This is a genomic window from Singulisphaera sp. GP187 (genome assembly GCF_900129635.1).
Taxonomy (GTDB): Bacteria; Planctomycetota; Planctomycetia; order Isosphaerales; family Isosphaeraceae; genus Singulisphaera.
Window position 1 is genome coordinate 4,730,385 of the sequence record NZ_FSRB01000001.1, and the last position, 13,545, is coordinate 4,743,929.

Annotated in this window: 9 protein-coding genes; 5 read left to right on the plus strand and 4 right to left on the minus strand. The window is 66.1% G+C overall.

Features of this window, described 5'->3' with window-relative positions:
* Positions 1 to 181 precede the first annotated feature (181 nt).
* Positions 182 to 613 carry a type II toxin-antitoxin system HicB family antitoxin gene (locus BUS42_RS18275; protein WP_074308540.1) on the minus strand — a complete coding sequence of 144 codons (432 nt, stop codon included), beginning with the start codon at positions 611 to 613 and terminating at the stop codon, positions 182 to 184.
* The gene (locus BUS42_RS46530) at positions 610 to 864 is read right to left on the minus strand and encodes a type II toxin-antitoxin system HicA family toxin (protein WP_074311204.1); all 255 of its coding nucleotides are present in this window, start codon (positions 862 to 864) and stop codon (positions 610 to 612) included. Before BUS42_RS46530 ends, BUS42_RS18275 begins: the two co-directional genes overlap by 4 nt.
* A gap of 364 nt (positions 865 to 1,228) precedes the next feature.
* Between BUS42_RS46530 and BUS42_RS18285 the strand changes: the two genes are divergently transcribed.
* The 3 genes from BUS42_RS18285 to BUS42_RS18295 are packed head-to-tail and all read left to right on the plus strand — an operon-like array spanning position 1,229 to position 9,697.
* Positions 1,229 to 6,919: a HEAT repeat domain-containing protein gene (locus BUS42_RS18285; RefSeq protein ID WP_074308542.1), complete on the plus strand. Its 5,691-nt coding sequence runs from the start codon at positions 1,229 to 1,231 to the stop codon at positions 6,917 to 6,919.
* Positions 6,916 to 8,349, plus strand: a complete 1,434-nt coding sequence (locus tag BUS42_RS18290) for a DUF1800 domain-containing protein (protein ID WP_074308544.1) — start codon at positions 6,916 to 6,918, stop codon at positions 8,347 to 8,349. Before BUS42_RS18285 ends, BUS42_RS18290 begins: the two co-directional genes overlap by 4 nt.
* Before the next feature lie 28 nt (positions 8,350 to 8,377).
* The gene (locus BUS42_RS18295) at positions 8,378 to 9,697 is read left to right on the plus strand and encodes a DUF1501 domain-containing protein (RefSeq protein ID WP_074308547.1); all 1,320 of its coding nucleotides are present in this window, start codon (positions 8,378 to 8,380) and stop codon (positions 9,695 to 9,697) included.
* A gap of 51 nt (positions 9,698 to 9,748) precedes the next feature.
* Here BUS42_RS18295 and BUS42_RS18300 read toward each other — a convergent pair whose 3' ends face one another.
* Both BUS42_RS18300 and BUS42_RS18305 read right to left on the minus strand, forming a co-directional pair.
* Positions 9,749 to 10,504: a class I SAM-dependent methyltransferase gene (locus BUS42_RS18300; RefSeq protein WP_074308549.1), complete on the minus strand. Its 756-nt coding sequence runs from the start codon at positions 10,502 to 10,504 to the stop codon at positions 9,749 to 9,751.
* A gap of 266 nt (positions 10,505 to 10,770) precedes the next feature.
* Complete coding sequence (locus BUS42_RS18305) at positions 10,771 to 12,153, minus strand: right-handed parallel beta-helix repeat-containing protein (protein ID WP_216821048.1); 1,383 nt, start codon at positions 12,151 to 12,153, stop codon at positions 10,771 to 10,773.
* 128 nt (positions 12,154 to 12,281) lie between these two features.
* Here BUS42_RS18305 and BUS42_RS45170 point away from each other — a divergent pair, with 128 nt between their 5' ends.
* Positions 12,282 to 12,959 (plus strand): hypothetical protein, encoded by a 678-nt coding sequence (locus BUS42_RS45170; protein ID WP_254053597.1) that lies wholly within the window; start codon positions 12,282 to 12,284, stop codon positions 12,957 to 12,959.
* On the plus strand, positions 12,908 to 13,279 hold the full coding sequence (locus BUS42_RS45175) for a hypothetical protein (protein WP_254053598.1): 372 nt from the start codon (positions 12,908 to 12,910) through the stop codon (positions 13,277 to 13,279). The genes BUS42_RS45170 and BUS42_RS45175 overlap by 52 nt, the downstream gene beginning before the upstream one ends.
* The last annotated feature ends 266 nt before the right edge of the window (positions 13,280 to 13,545 follow it).

The window sequence follows — 13,545 nt, forward strand, 5'->3', positions numbered from 1 at the left end:
TCCGTCGCTACAGCCCATAACCGAGTCAGCAACAATCACACCCCACACCGTTACGCCCCCGTCAACTCTTCGGGCTCCGGCTTGAGCGAATGACAGCGGTTGACCCAGGGGCTGCAACCGCGCGAAGCCAAGCGGTCACCAAGGGAAGGCCCTCACTCAGTGCCTCAGGCCCGATCAAAAGTCATCCCTCCGAGTCGGTCCGATTCCGGGGGCGCTTCGGCTTGGCGCTGAGCTTGACAGTGGCCGGCCCGGCCGGAGTTGCGGCCTTGAGCGGATCGACTCTGCGAGCCACTTTTCTGAGCTCGTGGGACACAAGTTTGTTGAAGCTCACACCCTTGATCTGGGCCGCCGTACTCAGCGCTCGGTGGACCTCGGGCCGGAGCCGCACCAGGAACTTGCCGGAGAACGGCTTCTCTGGTGGCTCGCCCAATGACTCGCAGAAGTTGAGAAAATCGTCCACCGAATCACAGAAGGCTTTCACCGCATCCTCGACTGTCCGCCCTTGAAATGTGATTGTGTCCTTAGTATTGATAACTTTACCACGAATCACGTTCGCCTCATCGTCAACCTGAAAAACACCAACGTATCCCTTGTAGTGCCGATGACCGTTCATGGTCTCACCCCTGCGCTGATAAGAAATCCCCGGACGTCCACAACCGCCCCCTTGTCCGTTTCCCGCTCAGGATGCGGCTCATGAAAAACGGCTCGCCGCTCACCAAGCTTGACCCGGCGGCGCGATCCGGCACCGTTGGTCACATCGCCCCCGAGTGCAATGAACAATTGCTGAATGTCCCGCCAGGGAATGTCACCTCGGGTAGGCCGTTCAAAAATCGCTTCAAGGGTGCGTTGATGCCGGTTGCTAATCAAGGGCCGAGGTGGTGGCTCCTGCGGATTCGGATCCGAGGTTTCCGATCCTTTCGGCGGCTCTCCCCCCTGAGCTTTCCTTTTGGCCATCATTCGCCCCTGCACCATGCTATCACCGAGCGATAGCACTATCATACTTAGCAATGCCGGGCGCCGTCAACGATCGACCTCCCAAGAACGCCCGCTGGGACCGCCTGTGAGCGACAACCGGGGCGAGATGAGACCAAGAGGCCCCTTTGTCCTCCATTTCGCGACCACCCGCCCGAAAGCAAACCGCTGAAAAGTCTTGACGAAGCGTTTCTCCTGAGCGCATGCTTGAGGCCATTCCCATCAATAAGAGCGGCCACCAGGACAGAGGTTTGTGATGACCATCCTTTCCTGCCGCAGTGCGTTGTTCGGCCGGCCTGATTCCAGCGGACGACCTTTGACTTCGGGCCGATCCGGCTGGCTCAGCTCACCGGCCGAGCACTTGAGACTCGTCGTCGTCCTGGTGGCGACCCTGACCTTGCAAGCTGGCCTCGACGTCCGAGCCGACGAGGCAGACGGAGCGGAAGGGACCGTCACGCGGTGGGTCGACGCGTTGAAGGGGGAGAACGCGAAGGCGCGGGCCGAGGCTGCGCGGGCGCTCGGGGGCATGGGTGCGACGGCCAAGGCCGCCGTGCCGGCGCTGGTCGAGGCATTGGGGGACAGGGACGGGATGGTCCGGGTCAACGCGGCCGCGGCGCTGGGCCGGGTCGGCGGACCTTTGAAGAGGGCGCTTCCCGTGCTCCTGACGGCGCGGAGCGACGCCGACGCGAGGATCCAGGCGAGTGCCACGGCGGCCTGGGAGCAGATCGGCCCCGGCATTCGGGCGTCCGTGCTCGCCTTGCCTGATCTGCTCCGCCGGAATGACTTGCAGACCCAGCAGAAGGCCGCCGTGGCGCTCGGCAAGCACGGTCTCTCCGCGGTGCCGCCTCTGATCGACGTTCTCTCGCTTGAGCACTCGCCGACTTCGAATCCGGGGCTCTTCCCGACACCCACACCGAACTTCGGCAATTTTGGCCGATACTCGGCGGTCAATAACGCCAAGCGACAGGCCAACACGCAGCTCCGCACCGTCGCGATCGAGACGCTTGGCAAGCAAGGCCCCGACGTGGTTCCCACCCTGCTGGTGGCCTTGACGGATCGGAACCCATCGGTCCGCGAGGGGGCGGCCCAGACTCTGGGAATGCTCAAGCCCGACGAGGAAGAGGCGATCCCCGCACTCATCCGGGCCTTGGAGGATCGGGACGCCTGGGTCCGACAGCGTGCGGTCGAAGCCCTCGCCAAGGCCGGTAAGACGTCCTCGGTCGCGCGGGCGGCGCTTGGCGAGGCGCTCGGGCATAAGGATACGATGGTCCGTCGCGCGATCGTGCAGGCGTTCGCGCCGTCCCGGAACGGTCGGTCGACCCCCATCGCCGCCCGGCGGGGGATGATGGAGATGACCAAGATGGCCCCGGCCCAGGCCCCGGTCAACCCGGCGATACCGCCGTTGGGCTTCGATCCGAGCTTGGTCCAGCCAGCGACCGTCCCCGCCTTGATCGCAGCCCTGGACGACCCGGACGCGTACGTCCGGATGAAAGCGGCCGAGGCCCTCGCCCGGGTGTCGCCGCCGGTCAAGGAAAGCCTGCCGGCGCTGGTGGAACTGCTGTCGGACCGGGATGACAGCATCCGCTCCATGGCCGGTCAAACCTTGGAGAGTCTGGGGCCCCGGGCCAAGGAAGTCGCCCCGGCCCTGCGCGGGCTGCTGGCCGGGAATGATCCGTTCGTCCGCGTGCTCACGGCCCGGGTGCTCGGCCAGACCGGCCCCGAGGGGGAAGCGCTGGCGTTACCGACGCTCCGCGAGGCCCTTGACGAGGAGGATCCGGCGTCCCGGCTCAGGGCGGCCGAGAGTCTCTGGGAACTGGGGCACGCCGATGAGGCCATTCCCGTGCTCATCGCCGCGTTCGGGAACCGCGACGGGACGGGCAACCTCGCCAACCAGGCCAGGCTGTTCTTCCAGCGCGTCGGGCCGGAGAACCTCGCCAAGAACGCAGTCCCGGCGCTGGTCGAGGCTCTCAAGGACGACGACCCAAGCACGCACAACGAGATCCTGCAAATCCTCCAGCGGTTGGGGCCGGCGGCCCGCGATGCGGCCCCGGAGCTCATCGCGTTGATCGGGTCGAAAGACATCAACATTCGCTCCCAGGCCTTGCAGACCGTCCGGCAGCTCGGCCCCCTCCCCAAGGAGTTGGTCCCCGCGATCCTCGAGGCGGTCAAGGAGAGTGACGCCAACTTCCGCGGCCAGGTCGTTCCGCTCCTCGGTCTGCTCGGCTCCGAGTCAAAGGCGGCGATCCCGGTCCTGTCGATGTTGGTGAAGGACCCCGCCCAGAATGTCCGGTTCCAGGCGATCCAGGTCTTGCAGCAGATCGCCTCTCAGGCCCCCAAGGAGGCAGCCGCGGCATTGATCGAGGCCATGAAGGACAAGGACTCCACCGTCCGCTACCAGGCCGTTCGAATGCTCGAGCAGTTGGGGGCGGACGGCGAAACGGCGGTGCCGGCCGTGGTCGCGATGCTCAAGGATCCGCTTCCCGCCACCCGTCTCCAGGCGATCCAGATCCTCAATCAAATCGGCCCCGCGGCGAAGTCGGCGGCCCCCGCACTCGCGGAGGCGCTTCGCGACAAGGATGGCACCGTGCGCACCCAGGCCGTCCAGGCACTGGGACGGATGGGTCCGCTGGTGGTGGCTGGTCTGGCCTCGTCCCTGAAGGAGACTCTCAAGGATCCGGACCCCGCGGTCCGGGTCAACGCGCTCACGATTTTGTCGTCAAGCCTCGGCCTGGGCTCGACGATCAGCGTTCCCGGATCCGCCCCGTCCTCGAAGGCTCCGGATTCAAACCTCGGCGCGGCGATCCTCGAGCTCTCGGAGGACTCGGAGCCGAACATCCGCCTGCTGACCGTCCAGACCCTCGCCCGACTCGGCCCCAACCCCGGCCAGGACCGGGCGATCGCCTCCGCGATGATGGACCGCTTGGACGACTCCGATCGGCTGGTCCGGCTCCGGGCGGCCCAGGCGCTCGCCTTCGCACCGGCCGGCTCCGACATGGCAAAGGCCGGGCTCCGGGGGCTCGTCTCGTCACTGGAGGAGGCCCGCCCCGACATCCGGTCCCAGGCGGCCACAACGCTCGGGCAACTGGGGACCCGTTCCAGCGCCGAGATCCCCGCACTGACGGAGCGACTGAAGGATCCGGAGCTCTCGGTCCGTTACCAGGTCGCGCTGGCTCTCAGCCAGATGGGCCCGGCGGGACTGAAGTCAGCGGCCCCGGTGCTGATCGAGGCCGCCAGGACGGGGGAGCCGAACGTCCGTCTCGGCGCGATCACGGCGCTTCGGCGGTTGGGCCTGGCCGAGAGTAAGCGGGCGATCCCGACGCTCCTGGAGTTGCTCGGTTCTCCCGAGGGAAATGTCTCGTTCCAGGCTGGCGAAGCCCTTGCCCAGCTCGGACCGCTGGCGAAGGTGGCGATCCCCGATCTGACCGAAATGCTCAAGGACGGCAACCCCAACACACGGTCTCAGGCCTCGCGCGTGCTCAGCCGTTTGGGCCCGGCAGGGGCGAAGGCCGCGGCCCCGACGGTCGTCGCGATGCTCAAGGACGGCGATGCGAACCTACGCAACCAGGCCATCAATTTGATCCAGGGAATGCCGGGCATTAACATGAGTTCGGCCATCCCTGCCCTCATTGAGCTGCTTGCCGATGCCGATCAGAACGCCCGGGGCCAGGCGGCCCAAGCCCTCGGACTGATCGGCCCCGCGGCGAAGGAGGCAATCCCTGCCCTGACGGAAATGCTGGAGGACACCGAATCCCCCTACCGGTTGCAGACCGCCCTGGCCCTCGGGCGGATCTGCCCTGGAGACGACGAGCCGCTCATTTTCGACGCGATGGAACGATTGCTCCACGACAACCAGCCGTTCAATCGCGTCCAGGCGGCCCGTGCGCTCGCTCAGATGGGCCCGGCCGGGGCCAAGCTGGCGCGGGCCACCCTGCTCGAGGTGTTGCAGTCTCCCCAGCCGTTCGATCGCAATCAGGCAATCCAGGGGCTCGGCTTGCTCAGGGGGGCCGAGGCCAAGCTGGCCCTTCCGGCGATCATCGCGGTCCTCGACAACCCCGACACCCTAGTCCGTAACCAGGCCGTCACCACGCTGGGCCAGATCGGCACGGAGGCAACGTCCGCAATCCCGGCGCTCGCTGCGCAGCTCGCGAAGACCAACGACAGCACGTTCGGCCCCGCCGTCGCGCGGGCGCTTGGGGCGATCGGACCCGAGGCCGTGCCGGCGTTGACCGCGGCGTTGAAGACGACCAAGGGACCGACCGGCACCGAGGTCGCCCATGCCCTGGGACGGATCGGCCCCGCGGCCGGACCCGCCGCCCCGGCGCTCATCGATCTCCTCGGAGACGACGACGCCTCCCTCAGGGCCGCGGCCTTGACCGCCCTGACGATGGTCGGACTCGACGCCGTGGGCCCCCTGACCGCCCGCCTGGGCGACGAGAACGAGGACGCGGCCAGTCGCCTGCTCGCGATCCAGATCCTCGGCGGACTCGGATCCGGAGCGAAGGATGCAGTCCCCGCCCTCACGCTCGCCTTGAAAAGCAAACAGGCGCGCGACCGCGCCGCCGCGGCCGACGCCCTCTTTCAGATCGACGGCGAACGGCAAGCCGCCGCCGTCGTTCCGGTCCTGGCCGCCTGCCTGAAGGATGAAGACGTCAACGTGCGTCGGGCCGCGCTGGCGGCCCTCGCCCGGTTTGACCCACTCCCCCCTGACCTCGCTCCCCTGCTCGCTACGGCCCTCAAGGAGGAGGACGAGATGACCCGCTTGCACGCCGCCACGGCCCTCGCTCGCCTGCCCGGGCGAACGGACGAGGCGGTCGCCGTGCTCGCCGACCTGCTGGACGATCCCCACTGTCGTCTTCTCTCACTCGCGGCGCTGGACCAGATCGGTCCTGCGGCGGCGAAGCGGGCGGGCCCCCACCTGGTCGAGCGGCTGAACGAACGGAACAACGGCCCCGCCGCCGGCCAATTCGCAAGCACCCTGGCCCGAGTCGCCGGCGCCTCGGCGATCAACCCGTTGCTCAAAGCCTCCGCGGAGGGCGACCCGCAACAACAATCCATCATCATTGCCGCCCTCGCGCTGACCGGCCCGGCAGCGGTCGAGCCCCTCGTCCAGAGGCTCGCCGACGACGAGGCCGAAATCCGAGAGCAGGCCGTCCGGGCGCTCGGGACGATCGCCCGCGAGGTTGAAGGCGGCAGACCCGCACTTCGCGAGGCGCTCCAAGACAAGGAACCGGCCGTGCGCGTGGAAGCCGCGATCGGGCTGGCGCAGCTGGGGGGCGAGGCCGGCGCGACGGCGATCCCGACCCTCCTCGCCACGGCCAAGGACCCGGCGAATCCCAACCGCCTCCGCGCCGTCGAGGCCCTCGGACAGATCGGCCCCGCGGCCGCCCCGGCCGTCCCCACGCTCACCCTGGCCCTGAAAGAAAAAGGGCTCATCCGTCTCCGCTCGGCCGAGGCCCTCGGCCGGATCGGGCGGCCGGCCGAGAAGGCCGCCCCGGAGCTCGAACGCGTGCTGAATGCCCTCGACCTCGAAACCAGGGCCCGGGCCGCGATCGCGCTCTGGGAGGTGACTCACAACGCCAAGGCGACCGTCCCCGTGCTGGTCGAAGCCCTCCGCTCACCGGCCCTCCGCGCCCCTGGTTCGACCTCCCTCCCAACACCCGTGTCCATCACCCCGCCCGTCACCATCATCACGAACGTCCGCGGCGTCACCACCATCCGGGCCACCTTCAGTCCAACCTCCGGGCCGCCTTCCCTGCTCCCCGTGACGCCCCAGTTCCGTCTCGAGATCATCCAGACCCTCGGCCGAATGAACGGCCAGGCGAGCGCGGCCGTCCCCGCGCTCCGCGAAGCCACGAAAGAGGCGGACCCCACGCTCCGCAAGGCGGCCACCGCGGCCCTCGAGGCGATCGACCCGGCCGGCGCGACCGGCGTGGAGGAGGCCCGATGAATCTGCGACTGTCCCGCAACGAAGGACTCGACCCAGCCGAGGCCTGGGCCCCTTGGACACCGACCGCCAACGACCCCTGGGACCGCAAGTGGGCCGGGCATCTCTACCGCCGCGCAGCCTTCGGCGCCTCCTGGCCCGAGCTCCAGGCCGCCCTGGACAGCGGGCCCGCGGCCACGATCGACCGGCTGCTCGCCGGCCGCGAGGGGCAAGACGACTTCGACCAACTCATGGACCAGCTCGGCCCCGACAACCCCCAGTTCCAGCCCCAGGACGGGAGCGAAACGGCGATCCAGGACTGGTGGCTTCAGCGCCTGATCCACACCATGCATCCGCTCCGCGAGCGCCTGGTGCTCTTCTGGCACAACCACTTCGCCACCAGCATCCTCAAAGTCCGCCAGCCGGGCCTGATGAAGCAACAAAACATCTTGATCCGCCGCCACGCACTCGGCAAGTTCGCCCCCTTCCTCCAGGAGATGAGCCGCGACCCGGCGATGCTGATCTGGCTCGACGGCAACAGCAACACCCGCGGCAAGCCGAATGAGAACTACGCCCGCGAACTGATGGAACTGTTCACTCTCGGAGTCGGCCACTACAACGAGACCGACGTCCGCGAGGCCGCCCGGGCGTTCACAGGGTGGCACACCGACGGCCAGAAGTTCACCCTCAACCGGTTCCAGCACGACGACGGCAAGAAGTCGTTGCTCGGCCAGACCGGCACCTGGGACGGTCAAGATGTCATCCGGATCGTGCTCGAGCAACCGGCCGCGGCCCGCTTCCTCGTCCGCAAGCTTTATCGCGACCTGATCAGCGAAGGGGAGCCTCCCTCCGACGCCCTGCTGGAGCCGCTCGCCGCCCAGTACCGCAACTCGGGCTACGACACGGCCGCGCTCGTGGGCACCATGCTCCGTTCGCGCCTCTTCTTCTCGGACCAGGCCTATCGCCAACGAATCAAGAGCCCCGTCGAATACGTGGTCGGGATGCTCCGTAGCCTGGAGGCGAAGGCAGAACCGAAAACCGACTATTCAACGCCGCAACAGCCCCGCCTGATGGACGGACTCGGCCAGGCCCTGTTCGCCCCTCCGAATGTTAAAGGATGGGCCGGAGGCGAGGCCTGGCTGAACACGGCCACACTCCTGGCCCGCCATAACCTCGCCTGGAAGGTCGCCCAAGGCACGCAAGGCCCGTTGGGGATCAGTACCAACCCGCCGGCCCTGGTCCGCAAGTACGCGTCGACACGCGACCCCAAGGGGCAAGTAGACTTCCTGCTCGACTTGCTGCTCCAGCCGGCGCCGGGCGAGGTCGACGAGCGGGCGAGCCGGAAACTCGCTGCGTTTCTCGCGAATGACAAGCCGAGCACCACCCCCTCCGAGCGTCGCGTGCGCGAAACCATGCACGCCATTCTCTTGATGCCCGAATATCAGCTCTCTTAATCGATCCTTGAAAACCGGAGCAGTCGCCATGTTGACCCGCCGACGATTCCTGGAGCGAACCCTGCAAAGTTCCTCGCTCGTCGCTCTGGGGCCGATGGTTCCCGGCTTCCTCGCCTCGGCGGCCCAGGCGGCGGAGCCCGGGAAGGACAACATCCTGGTGGTCGTCGAGATGACCGGCGGCAACGACGGTCTGAACACGGTCATCCCCTACGCCGACGACCTTTACCACGCCGCGCGGCCCACCCTCCGGCTCACCAAGGACCGGGTCATCCGCGTCGACGACCAGATCGGCCTGAACCCGGGGATGCGGAGCTTCGAGAAGCTCCTCTCCGACGGCCGGCTCGCGATCGTGCAAGGAGTCGGATACCCCAACCCCGACCGGTCGCACTTCGAGTCGATGGACATCTGGCAAACGGCCGACCCCAAACGCAAGACCGGCGGCGGCTGGCTGGGCCGGAGCCTCGACTCGGTCCGGGTCGCGTCCGGCCAGATCCCCGGCGTCCACGTGGGAGCGCAGCAGCTCCCGCTGGCCATGCGGGGCTCGGCGACCGGGGTGCCGACGATCCACCCCAGCAGGCCGTACGACCTCGACCTGGCCCCCCAACGGCCGGGCAACTACGGCGGCGCGATGCCGCTCAACCGACGCAACGGCCAACCCGCGATCGACAAGGACCAGGCCGCCCGCCGGGCGCTGATCGAGGACCTGGCGGAGCTCGCGCCGCCCCGCGACGACCTCCGGCAGTTCGTCCGTCGGACCTCGCTGCAAACCTACGCGGCGATCGAGGACCTGCGGAAGATCACCAACCCCAACCGCCCGAACGGCCAACCCAACTTCCGCATCGGCAACGGCAACAACAACGGCGAATTGGCGAGCAACCTCACGCTGGTTGGCAACATGATCGCGGCCGGGTTCGGCACCCGGATCTTCTACCTCTCGATCGCCGGGTTCGACACCCACGCCAACCAACTTCCCGAGCACCAGCAACTGCTCCAGCAGTTGGCCGACGCCATCACCGGGTTCTTCAGCCAGCTCGACCGCGCGGGACATTCGAAGCGAGTCATGCTCATGACCTTCTCCGAATTCGGCCGCCGGGTCCAGGAGAACGGCAGCCAAGGGACCGACCACGGCGCCGGCTCCTGCCTGTTCGTGGCCGGACCAGGCGTCAAAGGAGGCGTCATCGGTGCCCACCCGAGCCTGGCCACCGACCAACTCGACTCCGGCGACCTCAAGCATCACACCGACTTCCGCCGGGTCTACGCCTCCCTACTCGGCGACTGGCTCGGCTGCAACAGCGCGACGATCCTCGGTGAAACCTTCGAGCCGCTCCCCCTCCTCAAAGGGAGCTGACCGCGAATCTGGCGAGCGTCAACAACATTCTGGCTGAGCACCGAGGCTGTCTTAACTTCCCTGCTTCATCAACTTGCATTCCACGATTGCTGACGTGAATTCCCGTGTGAGCCGATTATGCGCCCAAGCCAGGGGCCTGATGGGGACCGCTCGAAAGGAATCGATCTTGAATGGACTCTGTTCCACCAGTTTGATGAACCGCTTGATCGTCATCCTATTGAGGCCGCCCGCAACTTCATGAAAGCGAGTCGCTCCGTCGTCCTTGAAGTCGGATCTCCAGCGAATCTGCGCTTCTTCGGTGAAAAGCAGGTGAGACCAGGGGAAAATGGAGAACAAGTGGCCTCCCCGAGGGTGATACCAGGTCGGCCCGAACGAGATCACGACGAATCCATCGTCATTCAGCAGCGAATCCATCGTTTCAAGGACGGCCGCCGGGTCTCCGATGTGCTCGAATGCGTCCACCGAGACAACAACATCAACCTTCTCATCCACCGATTCGGTGAACTTGCAGGCGTCGGAGACGCCATTCTCCTCGGCGTACTTCCTGGCCACTTCCAACACGTCACGGCGGATGTCGATTCCGATGACATGCTTGGCCCCATGTTTGGCCAACTCGACGGAACCAAACCCAATCCCGCAGCCAAAATCAAGGACAACCTTATCACGCAGATCGTCCCAACCCTCGCTCCCCAAGATCCGCTTGATTTTGGGCACGTAGGACAATTTGGTCTCGCCAGACCCTTGTCCTTTATCCCCTGGCTTGAGCCATCGGAGGAGCGAATACCCCGCGTGTCCACCGATCTTCATGCCCAACTCCACCGGCTTAATCCGGCCTGATTTATACTGAGATACTGTACCAAAAGAAGTGTCGATTGTTCCCCTCTTTAACGCAACTCCATCATGGTAGAAACCCTCAACAATCATGTCAAGCAGGACGATGTTGATTGCACCACTCCGTCCTCATAAAACCCCAGCCATGCGGCGGGCCTCCTCCGGCGGTTTTCCGATGGATTTCGAACGCGGTTGCTTCAGCGGCACCCTGGCCAACAAACACGCATCCATTTATCCACAAATCAAGGCTTTAACTCGACATTGGAGACCCCGCGGACGCCGGGATGGAACAGGTTGTTCGAGAAGTGCAGCCCCACGGGCGCGGTGGGTCCGGATTCGACCAGGACGGCGTACCGGTATCGGGGAGGGACAGCCTCAGGTTTCCCGTCCTTGATCAACGTGTCGCGGCCGGTATTGTAGACCAGATTCCCCTGAATGATGACGTCGGCCAGGGGGGGATTCTCGGGAACCTGGCCATGATCGAACCGGATCGGGCAACCGGCGCTTTCCTCCCCCCAGATCCAACGCGTCTGGCCGAGGCCGAAATCGGTGATGATGTTGTTGGCGATGATCGAGCCGCCGTCGACGTTCGCCGCGCGGGCCGGTTGGTCCCCCTGGGCGGCTCGGGAGGGAAGCGAGGAGGCGCCGGGCATCATCCCGATGCTCCATAGCGTGTTCTTGATGAATTGATTCCCGGTGACGATTACATGTTTCGAGCCGTGCATCGCCTTCATGCCGATCAAAGCATCATTGACGATGTTCTGGGACAGGATCACATGGTCGGCGTGGATGTCGAAACCTTGCCCCGCGCGTTCGACGAGGTTGCCGATCACCTGGGTGCAATCGGTCACCTCCGGTGAGCCCACATGAATGGCCGTCCCTTGCATCCAGTTGTCGGTCTCGCCTCGGTCCCAATCGCGTTGGCTGGCGATTCGGCCCCGAACCGCGTTCTTCTTGATGATCTGGCCCAGTCCGAATTGCCGCTTCACCTCGGGCGTGGCGACGAGCCGATCCTCACGGACCCGGTTCCCCTGAATCAAGGTCCCCTGGCACTCTCGGATCAGGATTCCCGTGCCGATGATGCAACGAAACGCAAACCCTTGGTCGGGAGTCGCCGTGCGGTCGTCGACCCCGACCCGCTGATAGTTCTGGACCAGGCAGTTGCGGATCTGGCCATCCACGCAGTTCCTCAGTTCGATGGCGGCGGATCGGGTCTGGTTGTCGAGGATCCGCAAATCCACCAGGGTCACGTCGTGCGAATCCGTGGCAATCACCGCCTCGGACTCCGTCTCCCGACGCCCTTCAGGCCGGGTCAGCATGAGGCCACGCAGGCTGGCTCCGGAAGCATGGTCGATCCGCACGATCGGTCGCTGAGTGTCCATCTGGACGATCCGGCCGGAGCCGACCAGCCCACCCCCCGCGGTCTCGATCCGGATCGTGTCGTGAATTTCATGGACGCCCGGCGCGACCTCAACCACCTTACCGGGGTTGGCGTCAAGCGCGGCCTGGATCGATGGATACTGGTTCGAGGCAACGTCGGAATCGACCCCGGCCCGACCTACGCTCGGCCCGACGCCAAGGATCAGCAGCCAAGAGATCGAGACTCCGCATAAAGGCTTGATCACAATGCTTATCCTTCATGAACTCAGCAAGCCGGTTTGTGGCCCCATGGTAGAGGATTCCGTGAGGGCCCTCAAGGAGCGGACCGCCTGCCCACGGGCCGACAGCAGGGCGCTCCCGAACTGAGCCCATCGTGGCCGACGCCGCGGTTCGAGGCCAAGTTTTCCTCATCACCATGGCCCCCATGCCCCGCTCATGGGCGTGCTCGACCGGGAGCAAGGCCAAGCTCAAAAGACTTGCACAACGACGGCCCCTCTCCCACGAGAAGCCGCGAGGGCTGGCCATCGGCCGGGCCCGCTCCTACACTGGGTTGATGGCGCAATCGCTGAAGCGTTTGGCACCGCTCGGCCGGATTCACTCAGATCCCTGTATGGACATGCTCTATTCGACCCTGGTGAAAGGGGCCTTCCGCTCCTGGTACGGCGAGCCGCCTGACCTCTCGGCAGAGCACGAAGGCCAAGGGCTCGTGCTGGTCGCCGACGGTGTGGGCGGCCTGGACCTGTGCGGGACGGCTCTCCGGTACGTGATGGGATCGCTGGGGGTGAAGCACACCGTGCGGGTGGTGCCCTGGGGGCACGGCTTCGGCCGCTGGCACGCCGACCTGACCAACGTGCGGAACCGCGACACCCGAGCCTGCGAGATCGCCGCCGAGGTGACCGCCTTCCGCGACCGGTCTCCAGGCGCCCCCGTGTTCCTCGTCGGCAAGTCCGGGGGACGGGGCTGGTGGTCAAGGCGCTCGAGCAACTGCCCGAGGGGGCCGTGGAAGCGGCCGTCCTGCTCTCACCGGCGCTCTCGCCGCGCTACGACCTGACGCCGGCCCTCCGCGCCGTGAAGCGTGAGATGGTCGTCTTCTGGTCCCCCCTCGACGTCTTCGTCCTCGGGTTCGGGACGCGGATCTTCGGCACGATCGACCGGATCAAGTCCGTCAGCGCGGGGCTGGTCGGGTTCCGGATGCAGGAGCCTCGGGACGAGGCGAAGCAACTCCAGTACGCCAAGCTCCGTCAGATCCGCTGGACCCCGGCCATGGCGAGGACCGGGTATCTCGGGGGTCACGTTGGTCCGGACAATCCGGCCTTTCTCAGAAAGTACGTTGTGCCGCTGTTGCGGGTCGCAGACCCCGAGCATTGTTGAATCGGTCTGGGGGTCAAGCCGGCCCGGTCTCGCGCCGATAACCTAAGGGCCTGAGGGTGGCGATGCCAATCGCCGCCGGCCGATGCGAGGCCACTTGGCGACGAGCCAGGTTCGGGTCATCAAAAAAAAAGAGCGAGAGGGAGAGCGCGAGGGCCATGACCCAACCCGAAAAGGGTCACAGCCCGTGCGCTCTCCTCGAGCAGGTGAGTGTCCTCAAGAACTGGCACCGTGAGGCCTCAACGCGCGGCGGTCTCCGCCCTATCCTC